Below are 19,722 nucleotides of genomic sequence, written 5' to 3'. Positions count from 1 at the left end.
AGTGAGATTCCTGGATCCCGCGGACAAGCCGCGGGACGGCGGAATTCATTAACTTAACGAGTTCGGGATAAGCGATTGTTAAATATATAAAAAACTGTAGCCTATTTTAAATAAACCCCTCTTAATTTAATTCTAACTCTTGCCAAATTCCTTTTTCTTCTTTAAAGTGGTTTGTTCTCAACAGCCTTTCAAAGGTGTGAGACTTTTATGTCTAACAATAAGGATGTTTTTATGAATAAAAAATTAAGTGTGATCGCTCTGTCTCTTTCCTCGTTTGCCTTGCATGCAGGAACTATGGGCGAAGCAGTGCCTGTCTTTCCGTGGTTTATTTCTATAGGTACAGGTTACTCATGGACTGAAAAACCTGGCATAGTGAACCCAGATCCTGCTTTTTGGGATTCAGCAACAGAGGGTTACGATTCTAGCTTGGGGAACAGAGGTTTTTATACCTTTTCTATTGGAAAGCAAGTTCATCAGTATATTGATATCAGTTTAAGTTATATGGACCATGAAGTTTTTGATTATCAAAAATTCCAGACATCACCTGTCGGTACTTCAGGTACCCCTGGTTTTACTGGAAGTCAAAGAACTCGCTACTTTGAATTGGATAATAAATCAATATTAGTGAATGCCTATCTGCATCCTGATAATGCCTGGACCAACATGGCGAGCATTGATATAACGCCTTTTGTTTCTGGTGGTATCGGTTATGCACACAATGAAGTACGTGATTTTTATACCGTTGGAACAACGAATGTAAGTGGTGTTCCTGTTGGATCTACTTCAAGTATTGGCGATCCTGCTAATAAAAACAGCTTTGCCTGGCAAGCCTCTGCTGGAATGAGTTTCCGTCCGACTGGAAGCCATTTAAGTGTCGATGCCGGTTATCGCTATTATGATGGCGGTAAATTTAATGGTCCTGGACTTGTTTATACTAATAATGATGGCTTCCAGCCTGGTGCACCTTGGAGCGGTCGTTTAAAAGCAAACCAGATTTTTGTTGACTTTAAATATACTGCCTAATAATCCGGGTTGCTAATACTACTGGCCGTTTTTGTAAGAGCGGCCAGTAGATTCGGCACTGCCATTATATAAAAAACTGTAGCCTTGATGGTAGTGAGTATTCGGGACATAGAACCTACATCCAAAGCCGTAAATACCAATTGATAATTGCTGATCCCCAGAACATTGAAATCAATCCCGCTATACACAGAAATGGACCAAAGGGAATGGTTGTGTCTTTTGATTGCTTGCTGAAATGCAGGTAGATCACCCCAATAACAGCGCCAGAAATTGATGAAATAAGAAGTATCAAGGGTAAATACATCCAACCAAACCAGGCGCCAAATGCGGCATAAAGCTTAAAATCACCATGTCCCATGCCTATTTTCCCGGTAATCAAATAGAACAGCTTGATAAACAGCCATAAACCTGCATATGCACCTGCACTGCTTAAAACAGCAACAGAAAGCGGGGTAAAAAGACCCTGGGTATTCGCTATAAGTCCTAACCATAAAAGGCTCAAAGTCAGAGTATCTGGCAAGATCTGATGTTCCAAATCAATAAAAATCAATGGGATTAATATCCAGATAAACAATAAAACAAAGAGCAGTTGTATGGTAAATCCAAAATGCCAACTGGCATATAAGGACAAAAGCATGGTCATTAATTCAATCAAGGGATATCGCAACGGAATTGACGTCTTACAATTGGCACAACGCCCACGCAGGAATAAATAGCTAAGTACAGGAATATTTTGCCAGGCTTTAACCATATGTTTGCATGCAGGGCAAAAAGATCTGGGAAAGAATAAATTAATTTTTTGCTTTTCTTCTTTGGCTTCTATTGCCAAAAGCTCGCAGCATTGTTCCTTCCACTCATTGTGCAACATGAGAGGCAAACGGTAGATAACGACATTCAACAAGCTTCCCACCGCGAGTGAGAGAAGCATGATGAACAAATACATAAACCAGGGATGCTGTAATGAAAGTTCTTGTATCATTTAATATCAGGCCTTAGTAACTATTAAAATCCGTTTAGACAGCTGTACCGAGCTTAAAGATCGGAAGATACATCGCAATAACAAGTCCGCCGACCAATACACCTAATATTGACATAATTATAGGCTCTAATAAACTACTAAGAGCATCTACCGAGTTATCAACATCCTCCTCAAAGAAGTCCGCTACTTTACCCAGCATTTTTTCCAAGGCTCCAGATTCCTCACCTATAGCTACCATTTGCACCACCATATTGGGAAACAAGTGCGTGTTTTCCATGGCAATATTCATTTGCTGTCCTGTTGAGACCTCCTCACGAATAACATCAGTTGCTTTGGAATAGATAATATTCCCTGTGGCACCAGCTACCGATTTTAATGCATCAACCAGAGGAAGACCTGCAGCAAAGGTAATGGACAGGGTTCTGGTAAAGCGGGCAATTGCTGCTTTTTCAAGAATAGGTCCGATGACTGGAAACTTCAGCATGGCTCTATCAAGCCCCTGGGCAAATTCCGGGAAATGCCCCTTGGCATAAATAAACCCATAAATCGCGGCTCCCAAAACGCCGAAAACGTAATACCAATAGGCTTGCATAAATTTGGACATCTCGACCACACCTTTGGTCATAGCGGGTAAGTCTGCTCCAAATCCCTGGAACAATGATTCAAACTGAGGAACAACGAAAATAAGAAGACCGGCTGTTACTACCAATGCCACTACTAAAACGGCCATTGGATACGTTAATGCCTTTTTGATTTTCTTTTTAATGGTTTCGATTTTTTCCTTATAAGTAGCGACTTTGTCTAGCATGACGTCGAGCGAACCCGACTTCTCACCTGCATCAACGAGGTTACAGAATAATTCATTGAAATATTCTGGATGTTTACCTAATGATTCAGCCAGAGTCAGGCCGGTTTCAATATCGTGTTTGATTGTTTCAATCAATACTTTAAGCCGGTTATTGCTTTGGCCTTTGGCAACGATGTCAAAAGACTGTACTAGGGGAATGCCTGATTCGATCATTGTTGCTAACTGACGGCTGAACACAGTAATATCAGCACCCGTGATTTTCTTATTTTTCCTGTCAAGAAGAGGCTTTCTCTTTTTAACCACCTTATTCGTGACTATGCCTTGCTTACGTAAATCCGCTTTGGCTATAGCCAGACTTTTGGCCTGAATGTCACCGACCATTTTCTGGCCGGATTTATTGATGCCTTCATAATGAAAAGTCAAAACAGGATTTTCTTTTTTTTCCATGAAATTAATCAACGGTTACCCGGTTGACCTCCTCTATGGTGGTTATTCCTTCTTTTGCTTTTACAAGACCAGACTCATATATAGTTAACATACCATCTGCTTGTGCCAACTTAAGGATTTCCAGTGAGTTTCCACCCGACATAATCAGTTGCCCTAAAGCTTTGGTCATAGGCATGACCTCATATAAACCCACTCGTCCTCTATAACCATTAGTACATTGGTTACAGCCACTCGCTTTGTACAATTTAATGTCGACTACATCCTGTTCCTTAAATCCCAGCTCTATAAGCCCCTGAGGCGTAAAATCATCTCTTAGCACTTTACAATGCTCACATAATCTTCTAGCCAGGCGTTGGGCAATAATTATAGTGACCGAACTGGCTATGTTAAAGGTAGGAATGCCCATATTGACCAGACGGTTCAGTGTTTCGGCGGCGCTGTTGGTATGCAGGGTAGATAAAACCAAATGTCCTGTTTGGGCAGCTTTTACTGCGATTTCAGCTGTTTCCAGATCCCTGATCTCCCCAACCATGATGATGTCCGGATCCTGACGTAAGAAAGAACGCAAAGCCCCTGAGAAGGTCAAGCCCGCCTTATTGTTAATATTAACCTGATTTATGCCCGGAACTTTAATTTCAACAGGGTCTTCTGCTGTAGAAATATTAACTTCCGAGGTATTCAATATATTGAGCGCTGTGTAGAGGCTCACTGTTTTACCACTACCTGTCGGACCTGTTACCAAAATCATTCCCTGTGGCTTTTCAATTGCCTTTATAAAATGTGAACGCTGGATGGCGCTAAAACCTAAGGCTTCGATTCCCAATTTTGCCGCACTGGGATCAAGTACCCTCATTACTACCTTTTCACCTGCAGAAGTAGGGCAGGTACTTACCCGGAAATCTATAGAACGGGTTTTCGATATTTTCATCTTAAAACCGCCGTCCTGAGGTATGCGTCTTTCTGATATGTCCAGATTGGACATTACCTTAATACGCGCTGTAATACGAGGGGACAGGCTCGCTGGTGGTGTCGCCACTTCATGCAGTATCCCGTCTTGTCTGTATCTGATACGATATTCACGCTCATAGGGCTCAAAATGAATATCTGATGCCCCTTGTTTAATCGCTTCTAGCAAAATCTTATTAACAAATTTTACAATAGGTGCATCATCGGTGACTGAGCTTGAGGCTTCGCCATCATGATCTTCATCATCGGCACTGATTTCAAGACCTTCAAGATCACCTGAATCATCCACATATTCTGATAAGCCCTGGCTTTCTTTAGCTGAAAGCAGATGCTCAATCAATTGAAACAATTTATCTGTTTCAACAACTATGGCATTAGTATTTAAGCCCGTGTGAAATTGAATTTCTTTGAGTGAGGATTGTTTACTTGGATCGTCCGTAGCCAGATACAGGTTACTGCCCCGACTGAAAAGTGGCACCATAGCATGACGGCGAATCAATTTTTCATTGACCAGCGTAGCGGGTATTGATTCGATCTCAATGCAATTTATATCGATCATGGGAACGCCGAAGCTTTGTGCTGCTGTGAAGGCTATTTGTTCTGCCGTCAGTATCTGGTTTTTAACCAGATATTGTATTAAGGAAATTTTCTCCCCAGCCGCAGCTTTATAAAACTCTACCGCCTTGGATTTTTCTAAAAGCTTTTCCAAAACCAGCAGTTGGCCTATTCCCTGTAATCGCTGTTCATCAGTTGCTAGAACCATGTCGTTTTATTCTTCATATTAACTATTGTTAACTATAGTTAAGAACTCACGTATTTTCACGAAATTTTATTCAATATTTTATATTAATGCTTGATTTAAGGTCATATTTGCCATGGCGTTTCCCTGTATCTTGGATATACTTGAATGAGAAAGCAGATTATACGATTGGATTTTGGCACCGACATGCTTTTAATCAGTCAAATGGATTGTTTCAGGAGAAGAGTCGTTGTATTGTAGCTGAGGTGTAATAGATATTCGCGTTCTAAGACGCATAATCCTGAGATTAAGTTAAGGAGTTCTGCCGTCCCGCGGCTTGTCCGCGGGATCCAGGAATCTCGCTCCGAACTTGGATCTCTGGATACCGCGTACAAGCCGCGGTAGGGCGGAGTTGCGCTTAACTTAGTGGCGGTGAATCCTGGAATAACCAGGTCTGTTAACAGCTTAAATTTATAAGGCATTTATTTTGTTGATTGAACAGCAAATAAAACATTATCAAGCACTTAATGAATGGTTCCTGTCACCACTTGGGTTGTCTGTGGCTAATCAGTTTGTTGACCAATTAGAGCCTTTAAAGGCGCACTTAAAAGGTGAAACCTTTTTGCAATTAGGTAATTGCGGTGATAATCCCTGGTTGAATTCACTTGATTTCAGCCATAAATGGATTGCTTCGCCGGCACCATCGGCAGGGAAAATCCAGCTTGAATGCTCCTTGAATCAGATTCCATTAAACAGAAACAGCCTGGATTGTGTTTTGCTGCCTTTGACTCTGGAGCCTTTCGGAGCCAGTTTAAGTCTGATTGATGAGGTTGACCGTGTACTGCAACCGATGGGATTTGTCATCATTTTAAGCTTAAATCCCTGGAGCTTATGGGGTGGGGCGATGAAATGCGGTTTACTGAATTGCTATTCTGATCATAAAGTAAAAATGCGAAGTCCTTTCAATATTAACCGCATCTTTTTACAAAGAGGATACAGACAATGTTCTTTGAATAACTTTTGTTATATTCCTCCTGTAAATAGTCATTCATTAATAAAAAAGCTGCACTTTTTTGATGAAATTGGCAAGATGATTTGGCCTTTCCCATCCGGTTTCTATTGTTACATAGCACAGAAGTATGAGTACATCAGCCCCACATTAATAGCAGAACCAGTGCCTGAATCTTATTCAAAGGACTATAAATCCCCCTTACAACCAGCTACTAATTACTAAAGAGTGCCTGTTTCTCTCTAAAATATATAATACAGCAAAGATTGTTGTAGAAAAATTTGAACAGTACCCCTTTATTTTTGTATACTTCATGTCGCATCAGGAGAAGGTTAAATTCATGACAAAAAAAACATTGTTTAAAATTACATTTGCCAATCAGGAAGCTATTTATGAAATCTATGCGCGCTCTATAAAGGAAAGCGAAATGTTTGGTTTTCTTGAAGTGGAGGAGTTGGTTTTTGGTGAGCAAACCGCTTTGGTTGTTGACCCATCTGAAGAGCGGTTAAAAATGGAATTCAATAATGTCAAACGAACTTATATTCCTATGCATTCGATTTTCCGCATTGATGAAGTAACAAAACAAGGCACGGCAAAAGTGAAAGATAATCTGGGCTATGGCAATAAAGTAAGCCCGTTTCCCGGAACTGGTAAAACGAAGGAATAATTAATCTCCTGTTTTTTTGTCAGGTTCATTATCACTCTGAATAAAGTAGAATTTTTAAGGTATTTAAATGAGTATCCCCGATAAGATTAAATCTGTTTATGAAAAATCAACCTGTTTGTTTACGACCAATGAAGTAGAAGCAGCTTTGGATCGAATGGCAATTAAAATTCATGAAGAGTTACAGGATGAAAATCCTGTTATCTTATGTGTGATGATAGGTGGTTTGGTTCCTTTGGGGAATTTGTTGCATCGCCTTGATTTTCCATTAGAAGTGGATTACGTTCATGCTACCCGTTACCGTGGTGACATCAATGGCGGTGAGATACATTGGAAGGTCAGGCCAACTACTAACCTTGCAGGACGGACCGTTCTGATTGTTGATGACATCCTTGATGGCGGTATCACTCTGGCTGCCATTATCGAGGAAATCAAAGCTATGGGAGCTGCAAAGGTCTATAGTGCAGTTTTAGTCGACAAATACCGCAAAAGAGTTCCTAACGGTTTGCAAAAGGCTGATTTTGTTGGTCTGGAAGTTGAAGATCATTATATCTTTGGCTATGGAATGGATTATAACGAGTATCTGCGTAATGCACCGGGAATCTTTGTGGTTCACCCGGATCATGATAACGATTAGGATTGGGAACGAGTCGGTTACTCAGTAACCGACTCGTTTTACATGACTTAAGCCTGATTTCTCTTGGCGCGTAATGCCAAACCTATGAAAACATAAGTCCATCCAGTGACTAATAATTCAATGGCTATGAACAGTCCGATTACCCAGAAACCGCTCATTGGCCATTGGATTAGAATTAAAATACCCAGCACTACAGCGGTGATACCAGCTAATAATAGCCATATCCATCCTGCTGTGCCTTTTAATGAAAAGGCCATGATGATACGCGCTACACCGATGACTATCAGCAAATAGGCAATAACTGCAGTGATTACCACAGACGCCATAATGGGATCATAAATGACCATTACGCCTGCAGCGATATACAGAAGAGCAATTAAAGCTTTCCATAATGTACCTTTCCAGTCTGTATTCTGAAATGCATCGGCAAGATGAGTGATACCACTAATAATTAGCAATACTCCAAGAAACAAGATACTGGTAAGTGTCAGGCCGACTTCCATGCCCAAGCCTATGAATCCCAGTATCATAAGCAATATTCCCAATCCGAAAATCCAAGCCCAGTTACGGCCTAAGCCATCTACAACCGGAGCATCAACATTTTTTGTTCTGGCCATACAATATCCTTATAAGGTAGGAAAATGATTAAGGCTCTAATGAATAGAGTCACTTTAATATAGCCTATTTTTCAATAACTTGTCGAATCCTTTTGGCATAAGGCTTGTCCGCGCGATCCAGGAATGTCACTTAGAACTTAGATCGCTGGATACCGCGGACAAACCGCGGTACGGTGGAGTATCGCTATGAGCCCAGGGGCTGACCTGAACGGCACTTATTAAAGTTTTTAATTCTATTCGTAGCCCGGTCTGCTTGCAGCCGGGAATGAAGACTGAGAACACAATCTGGCATTGACTCTATGGGTTTAGAGCAGAAACACAGTCCCTGCCAGTATAACTGTTCCGCTTCCTGACGGTCGCGGCTCGGTTTTCGTGTGTTCGTATTGACTTTATCGTGCACCGGAAACCGAGCCGCGACCGTCAGGAAGCGGAATTTTTGTTCAGGCACAGAGCCTGATTGAGCATTGGTCTAGGGCATAAACCTAGATGTGAAGAGACAGCTGTCGGAACCAGCACTCTCCAGATCCCGGCTGCAAGCAGACCGGGCTATCTGGCAATCCTGATTTTAACGCTCTCTCAAAGCACTTTGTTTCGCTTTAATAATTGGCTTGAGTATGTATTCCAGTACTGATTTTTCACCAGTCAAAATATCTACTGTTGCCAGCATACCGGGGATAATAGGTAAGGGCTTGGCTTTAGTGCCAAGATGATTCTGGTAAGTACGAACTCTTATTACATAAAAACTTTCATTCTTTTTATCCGTTTCATCAACAATAGTATCCGCACTGATTTGTTCTACTTCACCTTCCAAACCGCCATAGATGGAAAAGTCATAAGCTGTAATTTTAACCATAGCCTTTTGCCCGGCGTGGATAAATCCTATATCAGAAGGGCGTATTTTAGCTTCTATCAATAAGGTATCTTCAAGTGGGACAATTTCAATTATATCATTCCCCGGTTGCACTACACCGCCTATAGTTGTTGCTTTAATTTGTTTAATAATGCCATAAACCGGGGATTTTACTGTAGTACGAGCCAAACGGTCTTTATCTGCTTTGTTTGCTTCCATTAATGCCGATAAATCTCCACGTGCCTTGTTTAATTTATCCAGTTCATCTGACTTGAATTTATCAATATTCCCTTTAATTTCACTTACAGTACGATCCAGACGAATCACCTCAACGGGAGACACAGAGCCATTTTTCAACAGCGGACGCGTCATGTTCAGTTCTTTTTCTGCCAGTTCCAGCGATATTTTCAACTGATTTAACTCATTCATTCGCGATTGGTACAGAGACATTTGATCGCTGACCAGATTAGGCTGATTCTTCTTTAATTCTTCAGGAAATACTGGAGGTGTGTTATTAATTTCAGCATTAAGGCGAATGATTTCCAACTGCAATGCATTTATCTTTTTTTCTGCTTCAGAATAACTGGACATAAAGCGAGTATTATCAATTTGCATCAGGATCTGCCCCTTCTTGACAATTTCACCTTCCTTGACAAAAATTTGTTTGATGATTCCCCCTTCAAGGTTTTGGATTACCTGAATCTGACTGGAAGGAATAACTTTTCCCTGGCCAGATGTGACCTCATCAAGTATGGCGTAGTTCGCCCAGAGTATTGCGACAACAATAAAGAGAGCAGAGGCCCAGAGTATTATATGGGCGAAGGCGCGTGAGTTATGGTTTTTACTCATGATGTTATTTCCTCACCGTCATACCGGATTTTAGCGCATTGAGTACAGATTCCTTTGAACCATCAGCTATGATTCTTCCATTTTCAAGGACGATAATTCGATCTACCAGTTCAAGCATGGATATTTTATGCGTTATGAGAATCAGAGTATGTTTGTCAGTGAGGTATTCCTGAAGATGCTTTTTAATTTGGCGTTCATTATTATCATCCATTGCTGATGTAGGTTCATCGAGCAACAGTATGTTCGGGTTCTGAATAAGCGCGCGCGCCACGGCTATAGCCTGTCTTTGGCCTCCGGACAATTCAGCCCCTTTTTCTCCAACCTGGCGATCAAAACCTTTAGGATGATTGTTGGTGAATTGAGTTACTCCGGCAATTTCGGCAGCCTTGAGTAAATAATCATCATGAATGAAGGGTGCTCCAACGCAGATATTATCCCTTACACTGCCGTAAAACAGAACAACATCCTGGGGAACATAGCCAATCTGCTGGCGTAAGTCATCCGGATTAATTTGCTTGTAGTCAGTGCCATCGAGCAATATAGTCCCATCTGTTGGTGTGTATAATTTCAGGATTAATTTACCAATCGTAGATTTTCCTGAGCCAACCCTGCCTATAATTGCAACTCGTTCACCGACTTTAATTTTAAAATTTATTTTATCAATAGCATTAATTTCTTCATCTTTATAATGGAAAGATACTTGCCTGAATTCAACATCTCCCTTCAATGCAGGTCGGTGAAGAAATCTGGTTTCTTCATTGACGTCAGTTTCCAGTTGCATGATCTTGTTGAGGGACTCTAAGGCGTTCACTGATTGGAAATAACGGGTAAACAGGGTGGATACCTGCGCCATAGGCGCCAAAGCACGTCCCGTTAAAATAGTACAGGCAATTAGCGCTCCTGTTGTGAGTTCGCCCTCAGATATTTTATACACCCCGAAGATCACTATCGCTATAGTTGCTATCTGTTGCGCCAGGTTAGTGATACTCACACTGGTATTGGAAACAAATCGCAAATGCATGGAATTTTTTGATGCTTCACTTATTATTTTTTCCCAGCGCGATTGCAGGATGGATTCAGCGCCTGTGGTTTTAACTGTTTCTATGGCGGATAGAGATTCAAACAGGGTGGCTTGTTTTTCTGATGAAAATTGATAAGCCTTTCGAGTTAAACGGATCAATGGCCATTGCAAGAGTAAGCCGATGATAAAAATTACCGGAACCACGATAAAGGGTACCAGGAACAGGTTACCTCCTATGAGATAAATCACAAAGAGGAAAATGAAAACGAAAGGTAAATCAACTAAAACGGTCATGGTACTTGAGGTAATAAAATCACGGAATACTTCAAATGACTGAACTGTATTGGCCAATGAACCTACTGAACGAGGCCTGTTTACCATGCTAAGCCCCAGAACCTGCTGGAATATAGTTGCTGATAGTTCGAGATCGCTGTGTTTGTTTGCCACATCAATAAAATAGGAACGTAAGGTTTTTAGCAGCATGTCAAAAATGAAAACTACTGCAACCCCACTGGCGAGAACCCACATGGTATCGATAGCATGGTTAGGGACGACACGGTCATACACGTTCATGGTAAACAAAGGTATTACCAGGGCAAAAATATTGACAAGAAGTGATGCGAGCAATACCTCTGAATAAAGCGGCCAGGACTTTATCATTACTTTCCAGAACCAGTTCTTTGGCTCCTTTTCAAGCGTATCTTGTGATCTTTGAGTGTGCTTAAATTGTTGTTCGACCAATATGGCCTGATCACTTAACTCAGAGCGGATATCGTCAATACTGATTTTTACATCAGGCTGGCGGGGGTCAAAAATGGTCTTGTTGCCATCATCATCCAGAATAAGCAGAACAGCGTCACCGTCTTTTTTTAATAAAACAAGCGGAATATGATCCTCTTCTATTTCATCAACAGGACGGGTGATTAATTCAGCATCCAAAGCCGCGCGAGCTGCGGCTCGAGGAAACAGTTCAACAGTCAATCTGCTTTTCACTAATGGCAATCGGGCTGTCAGTGAAAGAGGCGAAAAAGGATTCTGGTAGTACCGTGTCAGGAGAACCAGGCATGCTAAAAGAGAATCGTTTTCTGCAGTTTCAGTTAAATCGATATGCGACCATGATTTTCTTCTTGGCGTAGTCATATAATCCGTTAAATATTATTGTGTTAGCTAAGTATATACATAAATATCTGAAATATCACATAATCAGTGTCACGAATTGTATGTAATTCAGAGTTGATGTTGTAGCCCGGTCTGCTTGCAGCCGGGATGGTGCCACTTCGATCCCGGCTGCAAGCAGACCGGGCTACGGGCCTGTGCCATTCCCGAAACTACGTCGTCCTGAGCGCGTCTTTTGGCGCGAAGGATCTCCAAATACTGGCACCATGCCGCTTTCAGGAGATCCTTCGCGCCAAAAGACGCGCTCAGGACGACGTGAAGGGTGGTTACGCTGTATATTTGCGCTTGTTAAATGGTTTTAACGATTGTGTAATTTGTTCGTACAGTTCTGGCAGCCATCTGGGTTGCGCGAAATTGGATGTTGAGGGTTTTTGTTCCCTTAAATCATTTGGCGCAATAATTACCTGGATGTTGGCTAGTCCTACTCGTCTTGCCAGAATAAATAACTGGTCAATGGCCAGATCGCCAACCGCCAGGCATCCTACAGATAGATCTCGTCCGTGAATAAAAATATTATTCCCCAGATCTTTGCGACCGTCCTGATATCCCTTTTGCCTGTCGAAGCTGTTAGGGTAGTTGATCATCATGGACAAATGCATGCTGCTGAAAGGGTTGAAATTTACCAGTTTGTAAATGCCTTCCGGTATTTGTTTGTCGTTTACTTTCAATTTAGGACCAAGACGGCCACTAAAGCCAGTTAAAGGATAGTCATGAATGTGGGTCCATTCCTGGTCTGGGTTTTTCCCCCAAAGCTCCACTTTACGCTCTGATTTGAATGCCAGTAAAGCGATCTCTTTAGGCGGGTAACTGACACCAGCCTTTTTGAAAAAGGAAATCAGTTGTGGTTCTACTCGCAAGCCATAACGTTTAACTGCTTTATCAATGGCATTGTCCCAATTTAGTTTGGGCCCCATTGAGTAAGCATTAAAAAACATAATAGTAAAAATTATGGTAATTAAACGTCTCATACAGGTACTGATTTTGTAAGTTTTAGGCATAGTATCAAATAATAATTATTTGTAAAATAGACTCTAAATATTTAGCGCCGCCCTAGGTTTTTTTTGTAACAATAACATTTGCTTTTTGTTTGGCATAGACAACTGGTTCGCAATAAAATCCGGGCTAATCGCCAAACGTCCCACTGAAGGTATTAAACCAAAGTGATCAGGGCATAAATAGATAACTGAACCATCAGTCGCTACTTTATAAAATATATAGTGGTAACTGCAATATTCGGGCTTCTCAATTAAGGCTACTTGCATGACTGGAGTACCTTGCATACGATTTTCAACAAACCAGGCATTAATCCACAGGTTTATAAGCACCAGGACACTTCCTATGACCACTAATGATTTGATAAAACTGCTCAGGTATTTAAAAACAGAATTATCACCGGTCAGATGGGTGATTATACGAATCAAGGCAACAAAAAGAACAATCAGGTTGAAGGAATAAATGGCCGCATTGGTGTAGTTAAAGTAGCTGCCTAATATCTCTCCGCCAGAGGTTTGGTAATGAATAACCAGGGCTATAAGGCTAAGCCATAAGGACGAAATAACATAATATATTGCATTTCGGCGTATTCCAATAACCAACAAGAGTAAAGCGATTAGAGGAAAGGCACAGTGGATAACCTTCGCTAAATTGTACATGGATACAATCCCTTGAAATTAATCGTTATTCATTTGAAAGATTATTTATATCAGTAATTTAAGTAGATAGCTAGAGGTAAAATCGCGATTAAATCGACGGGGATCAGGACGATGGGATCGGGAGGAGAATGTAATACCGTCTACAAATCCAGACGATCGTGTTTCTGTTTTATCAATAAAATATAGGGAGCAGTAGGGAATACCACTGTATTTATCATATTTTCAGGAATTTCTATACGCCTCAAAGTAAACTCATGCAGAGACGGCATGATAAAACTAAGCGTATTAATGAAATTGGCCATAGAACCAACATTTTTCATCTGGTTTGTATTATCTCGAATATTTTGATGAATAGTCCCTATCCAGATAGGTCTGTTTCCATCCTTCAAGTTGTAATTTGATTCCCAAATGATGAGTTCCAAAATCAATTTTGATTGTTTATCACTATAAGTCATTACCAGTTCAGGGCGTTTGTTTTCATATAATTGAGCCAGTAAGGGAAGCTTAATACTTTCAGAGGAAGAGTTTAAGCGCATTAATAGTTTGGTAAAGAATGATTCATTCCGATGCTGCCATCCATTTTTTTCAAGAGCTGACTCTAAGCGCTCAAGATCACCTGAAAACTGAATATTCAACACACTTAACCGGTTGCCAATTCTGTTCAGGCTATAAAGCGGCAGTACCGGTTGTTTTTGATTCCACCATGAGGATTGCGTCAGGCTGAACTGTTTATGATATGGGGAATGATTATGGGCTAACGTCTTAAAATTTAAATAAGTAGATAGAATAGTAAAAAATAAGACAGCGCCAATAAAAAGTAACAGTACGAGTGAGGGGTTCTTTTGGGCCGACTGGGTATAACTCGACTTTCTATAGATTACCCAATGAGTCAGGCAAATAATCATGCCAATAAAATAGGAACCAACTACGTCAGTAAGCCAATAATCACCGAGATACACCGATGCAAAGCCACTTAATCCCAGTATGGTCCATATGATGCTTCTAAATGTGTTGGTAAGGAGTGAATATTTGGTGTTGATGTAAAATAAAATGAATACATAAAAAGCTGTGCCCATAACTATTTGCTGATCAGGAAAGGAGAATCCTGGCATCGTGACAAGTAAACCTGTAGGTCTCGGGCTTTGTACTGCATAGGCTATCAAGAATGAGATAACGCTGCTAAAAACTAAAAGACTGGTTAGATAGAATACTATTTTTTTGTTCTTATGGTAAATGAACCAGAGGCAACTGGCCAGGTACAGGCAGATAAGAGTGAAATTGCTGGTAAACTGACTGCACAGGATAAAAAAAGCTTCCATTAATGTAGTATGAAAACTCTGCGCAAAGAAATGAACGGAATAGTTAACCGTATTGAGCCATGAGGTTTTCGTACTGATTAAAAGCAAAATTATAAAAACGATTAAATTAATCAACAGTAATAATACTAATCCTGCAGTTGGGTAATGATTTGTTTCTCCATCAGGAGTAACTGCATTGTATAATTTCCCTGACAAGCGGCTTTTTTTGACTGCAAGCCAAACGTGGTGAAGATTCTTTTTTAAAAATGAGTTTAAAGTGATAAATATGAGCTTTAGTAAGAAGCTGGCTAGCCATATTGCGGCTAATACTATAAGGATGAGGATAAACAAACGAGTGGCACTTTCAGTCGAAAGCTCATGACCAGCAGCACCGATAAAGACTCCAGGCATTACATACAATATTGACCATCCAATTGCGGAAATTACATTAGCAATCAGGAAGCGCCATTGCTTCATATTCATGATTCCTGCAATGACTGGAATAATTGATCTTAATGGCCCCACAAAGCGTCCGATCAAGACACTTTTTCCACCGTGGCGAGAGAAGAATTCTTTTCCGTATGTGAGCAAATTAGGATACTTTTTAAAGGGCCACATTTCGACCAAATGGTCACGATAATAATAACCTAAAGCGTAGCTTAAGCTGTCACCGCAAACGGCGCCCAAGGTTGCTGCGATTAAAGTGAGATCGATGCGCATGATCCCTGAACCGGCAAGTATGCCTATGGCAGTCATTGTCACTGAACCAGGAACGATACTTCCTATGATAGCCAGTGACTCGGTCAGCGCAATAAAAAAAGTAATAAACAATGACCAGTGAGGATTTGCCTGCAGCCAATTAGTAAGTGGTTGAACATAGTCAGCGAACAAATTCATAGTGTCTCATTCTTCAAATTGATTTAGAAAATCCTGTTCCAAATACTGACTTACCTCCTCTAAATTGACATCAGGGCTATGATGACTTATCTGGGTCATTTGCATTTTGGCGAATCCACAGGGATTGATCCCCTGAAAAGGGCTCAGATCCATTGCTACATTCAGGGCAATACCGTGATAAGTGCAACCATTTTTTACTCTTAATCCAATAGAGGCAATTTTTTGTTCTTTAACGTAAACGCCTGGGGCACCACATTGAGTATTAGCTACTATTTTATAATGTGCAAGAGTTGAGATTAAGATCTGTTCCAATTGCGATACCAGCGTTCTTATACCCAGATTTCGTCTGCGAATATCCATTAACACGTAAGCTACCAACTGTCCTGGCCCATGATAGGTTACCTGGCCACCACGATCTGATTGCACCACTTTTATAGATTGGCTATTGAGAATATGCTCAGGTTTTCCCGCCTGACCTTGAGTATAGACAGGATAGTGTTCTAAAAGCCACAGTTCATCTGGCGTGTTTTCATCACGATTAATAGTAAATTCTTTCATACGTGACCAGACATCATCGTATTCCTGCATTCCCAGATATTGAATTTTCATCATAAAACCATTTTCACGTCAGGATTTTTAGTTAAATCACGATAAAAGGAGTCCAGCATTTCTTTACTGTTTACGGGTACGGTTGCTGTTATTGCCAGGTAATTATTCTTTTCACTCGGCTTCTGGCTCAGATTTTCATAATTAAAATCAGGGAAATGTTTGTCAATAATGGCTTTAATGTCATTAAAGAATGCATCTGAGTTAGTTCCTATAATTTTTACTGGAAAATCACAGGGGAATTCTATTAACGTTGTTTGAGTCATAATTTAACTTATTAATTGCTGATACGATTGATTAATAGTACGCCAGTACTCACCGACTATACCTTTGTTAATGAATTGGTCATTAATTCGGGTAATGGGGAAAATTTCCTTGGTGGTGCTGGTTATCCATACTTCCTGAGCTTCAAATAATTCAGAGACCTGAATGTCCTTTTCGAAAAATGGCCAGTTTAAATTATTGATTAATTCAATAGCAATTTCGCGAGTGATTCCTGGCAGACACAGATTGGTTAATGGTGGTGATTGGATAAGGTTGCCTTTTACTATAAATACATTGGACGTGCTGCCTTCAGTGACAAAGTTATCACGCAGTAAAATAGACGTTTGATATCCTGAGGATACTGCCTCATCATTTAACATAATGTTGGCAAGTAATGATGTTGTTTTAATATCACATCTTGTCCAGCGAATGTCTTCTATTGTTTTAGCAGAAAGACCGATCTCCTTTTCTTCCTGAGTTGGAAAACGATTATGAATAGTAAAAGCAATTACCGAGGCGGCTATTTCTGCAGGAATATCATGTTTACGTAAACCCTGGTTTCCACGCGTCACATGAATATATATCTGCATGTCACCGGAACCATTTTCAATAATGAGCCTGTTAATTAACTCACTCCATTCATAATCAGGCAAAGATATTTTAATCTTTTCCAGATTTGAATTAAGTCTTTTGATATGTTTTTCTACGAAGTAAGGCTGCCCGTGATAAACGGGCAATACCTCATAAACAGCATCGCCAAACAGGAAACCTCTATCAAAAATCGAGATTCTGGCATCCTGCACATTACAATATTCGCCATTAACGAAAGCTGTCTTCATCCTGAATTAACCTTCTGCTGAGCCAAACCAGCTTTTGAACGTTAACTTTATTGAGTCTTTAGTTCTGGTGTAAAAACCACCTGTTTCAACTGATTGCAAAGCATAAAGAGGGCGGGTAGAGATAATGTTATTATCAAACTGAACCACTAAATCTCCCACTTTATCTCCTTTGTTTATCGGTGCTTGCAAGTAGGCAGGGACTTTGGTTGTGATATTAAGCCTTTGATATTGTCCAGTTGGTATGGTAATAAATTGTTCATCTGTCAGACCTACGCTGATTTTATCTACAGCACCCTTATAGAGTGGTAATTCAGTGATTGCCTGACCTGATTTATACAATTGGTGCGTTTCAAAAAATCTGAATCCGTAATTAAGTAATTTTTCGCTGTCATCAGCACGGCTTGAATCATTTGGCTCGCCCAGAACGACTGCCAGAAGGCGCATGTTGTCACGTTTTGCTGATGAAACCAGACAAAAGCCTGCTTCGTTAGTATGGCCAGTTTTTAAACCATCAACGCTATTATCTCTCCATAAGAGGCGATTTCTGTTGGGTTGTCTGATTCCGTTATAAGTAAACCATTTTTGTTTGTACCAGCTGTAGTACTGAGGAAAATCCATAACCAGTGCGCGGCCAAGGATAGCAAGATCTTTTGCTGTTGTATAAAGATTAGCGTCCGGCAAGCCAGTACTGTCAGTAAAATGACTGTTTACCATGCCAAGATTTTGCGCTTGTTGATTCATGATGTCAGTAAATGCATTTTCTGTACCGCCAACGTGTTCTGCCATAGCAACGCAGGCATCATTACCTGAATCAACGATGATCCCTTTCAACAGCTGCTCAACAGAAACCTGATCGCCTTCTTTAATGAACATACGCGAACCGCCAATTTTCCAGGCATCGCGACTTACTCTGACGCTGTCGTTTAAATGGATTTGCTCATGATGCAGGGCATTGGAAATGACGTATAAGGTCATCATTTTGGTTAAGCTGGCTGGAGGCAACTTCACTTCACTGTTTTTTTCGGCGATTACTTTTCCGCTGTTTACGTCAATAAGTATATAGGCTTTGGCATTAAGCACAGGGGCTGCTGGAGTAACCATGGGCTTGTTGTTCACTGTTGGTGTTGGTTTTACCAGATCAGATGCCGGAGATGACTCTGCCATTGAGTGTGTTGATTGTACAAATAGCGTAATAAAAAACAGAAGCGTCAATAAAAAGGACGTTGATTTGGTCATGTTGTTATCCAGTGTAGTTGCAAAAATGTCTCTATCTTATCACAGCCTTATGCAGGCCACCAATTGCCATAGAAAAATATTGTTATTTTTTCGTATCATGAAATTAATTATGCTCAAAACTTCGAAATTAACTGATTTTTCGGTATATTAGAGTTTAATAAGAATAAGAATAAATTAGAAAATATGCGAAAACTACTCATAGCCACGTGCATTTTACTGTCCAGTTGTCAGACGGCAAATAATAATGACTCTACGTCATCGGTGGAAAATAAACAGGCTTCAAACCATCACGGGAAGGCACAAAATAGTGCTCTTTATGACCGTTATAAAAATAAAACCAATCGTTATACTATCGAGCAGGATGGTGCACCGGATAAAAATGCTCGAGTCAGCTTCAAAGAGCCAGTTCCAGCCAAGGAACCTTTAAGTCGCTATGGTAACCCAACCGAGTACAAGGTTGACGGACGTCATTATGAGGTACTAAAGAGTTCAACCGGTTATAAAACGCGTGGTATTGCTTCGTGGTATGGTACAAAATTTCATAAGCAGCGAACATCAAGCGGTGAGCCTTATGATATGTATGTGATGACTGCAGCGCATAAAACCTTACCTTTACCGACCTACGTAAGGGTAAAAAACCTGGATAATGGAAAGACCGCTGTGGTGAAAGTAAATGACAGGGGGCCTTTTCATGCTGACCGCGTCATCGATCTGTCCTATGCGGCTGCTTTAAAACTGGGTGTGTTTCCCAAGGGCACTGCCCGTGTCGAGATTGAAACCTTAATGGGGCCTGCCGGAGTTGCACATTATTATCTTCAGGCCGGTGCGTTTACTTCTGAAACATTAGCCAAAAATCTGAAAGATAAATTAATGCATATAACTACATCCCCTGTATTTATTGAGCATTATAATCAGCATTATGTAGTCAAAGTGGGACCTTTTAGCAACAAGGGCATGTCTGACAGTTTAAAATCCAAACTCGCCAAAAATGGAGTTAAGGGTTCGTTTTCAGTGTTGATATAAATCAGGCTCTGTGCCGCAATAAAAATTCCGCTTCCTCACGGTCGCGGCTCGGTTTCCGGTGCACGATGAAGTCAATACGAACGCACGAAAACCGAGCCGCGACCGTCAGGAAGCGGAACAGT

General features: G+C 40.7%; 18 protein-coding genes. 5 read left to right on the top strand and 13 right to left on the bottom strand.

The genetic code is table 11. From position 1 onward, the window contains the following. Positions 1 to 231: 231 nt before the first annotated feature. Positions 232 to 1,023: an outer membrane protein gene (locus B094_RS0110740; RefSeq protein WP_018577813.1), complete on the top strand. Its 792-nt coding sequence runs from the start codon at positions 232 to 234 to the stop codon at positions 1,021 to 1,023. Between the two features lie 115 nt (positions 1,024 to 1,138). Here B094_RS0110740 and B094_RS0110735 read toward each other — a convergent pair whose 3' ends face one another. Genes B094_RS0110735 through pilB form a run of 3 tightly spaced genes read right to left on the bottom strand, consistent with a single transcriptional unit; the run spans position 1,139 to position 4,986 of the window. After that, the gene (locus B094_RS0110735; protein ID WP_018577812.1) at positions 1,139 to 2,002 is read right to left on the bottom strand and encodes a prepilin peptidase; all 864 of its coding nucleotides are present in this window, start codon (positions 2,000 to 2,002) and stop codon (positions 1,139 to 1,141) included. A 34-nt stretch (positions 2,003 to 2,036) separates the two neighbouring features. Next, on the bottom strand, positions 2,037 to 3,257 hold the full coding sequence (locus B094_RS0110730; protein ID WP_018577811.1) for a type II secretion system F family protein: 1,221 nt from the start codon (positions 3,255 to 3,257) through the stop codon (positions 2,037 to 2,039). A 4-nt stretch (positions 3,258 to 3,261) separates the two neighbouring features. Then, a complete protein-coding gene (gene pilB, locus B094_RS0110725) occupies positions 3,262 to 4,986 on the bottom strand; it encodes a type IV-A pilus assembly ATPase PilB (RefSeq protein WP_018577810.1) in 1,725 nt (574 codons plus the stop codon). Between the two features lie 463 nt (positions 4,987 to 5,449). On the opposite strand from pilB, the gene B094_RS0110720 reads away from it, so the two are divergent. From B094_RS0110720 to B094_RS0110710, 3 genes are all read left to right on the top strand, one after another. Then, positions 5,450 to 6,196, top strand: coding sequence for a methyltransferase domain-containing protein (locus tag B094_RS0110720; protein ID WP_018577809.1), 747 nt, complete (start codon positions 5,450 to 5,452; stop codon positions 6,194 to 6,196). A gap of 115 nt (positions 6,197 to 6,311) precedes the next feature. After that, the gene (locus B094_RS0110715; RefSeq protein ID WP_018577808.1) at positions 6,312 to 6,638 is read left to right on the top strand and encodes a DUF1820 family protein; all 327 of its coding nucleotides are present in this window, start codon (positions 6,312 to 6,314) and stop codon (positions 6,636 to 6,638) included. Between the two features lie 67 nt (positions 6,639 to 6,705). Continuing rightward, the gene (locus B094_RS0110710) at positions 6,706 to 7,272 is read left to right on the top strand and encodes a hypoxanthine-guanine phosphoribosyltransferase (RefSeq protein ID WP_018577807.1); all 567 of its coding nucleotides are present in this window, start codon (positions 6,706 to 6,708) and stop codon (positions 7,270 to 7,272) included. 47 nt (positions 7,273 to 7,319) lie between these two features. Here B094_RS0110710 and B094_RS0110705 read toward each other — a convergent pair whose 3' ends face one another. From B094_RS0110705 to B094_RS0110660, 10 genes are all read right to left on the bottom strand, one after another. Beyond that, positions 7,320 to 7,889, bottom strand: a complete 570-nt coding sequence (locus B094_RS0110705; RefSeq protein ID WP_018577806.1) for an HdeD family acid-resistance protein — start codon at positions 7,887 to 7,889, stop codon at positions 7,320 to 7,322. A gap of 565 nt (positions 7,890 to 8,454) precedes the next feature. Beyond that, a complete protein-coding gene (locus B094_RS0110700) occupies positions 8,455 to 9,588 on the bottom strand; it encodes an HlyD family type I secretion periplasmic adaptor subunit (RefSeq protein ID WP_018577805.1) in 1,134 nt (377 codons plus the stop codon). 4 nt (positions 9,589 to 9,592) lie between these two features. Next, positions 9,593 to 11,749 carry a type I secretion system permease/ATPase gene (locus tag B094_RS0110695; RefSeq protein WP_018577804.1) on the bottom strand — a complete coding sequence of 719 codons (2,157 nt, stop codon included), beginning with the start codon at positions 11,747 to 11,749 and terminating at the stop codon, positions 9,593 to 9,595. Positions 11,750 to 12,051: 302 nt separating this feature from the next. Continuing rightward, the gene (locus tag B094_RS0110690; RefSeq protein ID WP_193392325.1) at positions 12,052 to 12,753 is read right to left on the bottom strand and encodes a L,D-transpeptidase family protein; all 702 of its coding nucleotides are present in this window, start codon (positions 12,751 to 12,753) and stop codon (positions 12,052 to 12,054) included. Positions 12,754 to 12,816: 63 nt separating this feature from the next. Beyond that, positions 12,817 to 13,437 carry a type I secretion system protein LssZ gene (locus tag B094_RS0110685; protein ID WP_018577802.1) on the bottom strand — a complete coding sequence of 207 codons (621 nt, stop codon included), beginning with the start codon at positions 13,435 to 13,437 and terminating at the stop codon, positions 12,817 to 12,819. A gap of 140 nt (positions 13,438 to 13,577) precedes the next feature. Continuing rightward, positions 13,578 to 15,632, bottom strand: a complete 2,055-nt coding sequence (locus B094_RS0110680; protein WP_018577801.1) for a bifunctional DedA family/phosphatase PAP2 family protein — start codon at positions 15,630 to 15,632, stop codon at positions 13,578 to 13,580. Positions 15,633 to 15,638: 6 nt separating this feature from the next. Beyond that, positions 15,639 to 16,241: a lipoyl(octanoyl) transferase LipB gene (gene lipB, locus B094_RS0110675; protein ID WP_018577800.1), complete on the bottom strand. Its 603-nt coding sequence runs from the start codon at positions 16,239 to 16,241 to the stop codon at positions 15,639 to 15,641. Then, complete coding sequence (locus tag B094_RS0110670) at positions 16,241 to 16,504, bottom strand: HP0495 family protein (protein ID WP_018577799.1); 264 nt, start codon at positions 16,502 to 16,504, stop codon at positions 16,241 to 16,243. Before B094_RS0110670 ends, lipB begins: the two co-directional genes overlap by 1 nt. Positions 16,505 to 16,507: 3 nt before the next feature. After that, positions 16,508 to 17,341 (bottom strand): D-amino acid aminotransferase, encoded by an 834-nt coding sequence (locus tag B094_RS0110665; protein WP_018577798.1) that lies wholly within the window; start codon positions 17,339 to 17,341, stop codon positions 16,508 to 16,510. 6 nt (positions 17,342 to 17,347) lie between these two features. After that, complete coding sequence (locus B094_RS0110660; protein WP_026253984.1) at positions 17,348 to 18,577, bottom strand: D-alanyl-D-alanine carboxypeptidase family protein; 1,230 nt, start codon at positions 18,575 to 18,577, stop codon at positions 17,348 to 17,350. Positions 18,578 to 18,760: 183 nt separating this feature from the next. On the opposite strand from B094_RS0110660, the gene B094_RS0110650 reads away from it, so the two are divergent. Next, positions 18,761 to 19,600: a septal ring lytic transglycosylase RlpA family protein gene (locus B094_RS0110650; protein ID WP_026253983.1), complete on the top strand. Its 840-nt coding sequence runs from the start codon at positions 18,761 to 18,763 to the stop codon at positions 19,598 to 19,600. The last annotated feature ends 122 nt before the right edge of the window (positions 19,601 to 19,722 follow it).

This window comes from Legionella shakespearei DSM 23087, from assembly GCF_000373765.1.
GTDB lineage: Bacteria > Pseudomonadota > Gammaproteobacteria > Legionellales > Legionellaceae > Legionella > Legionella shakespearei.
Note: the sequence above shows the minus strand (reverse complement) of the source record. Positions and strands in the feature narration are given on the sequence as shown.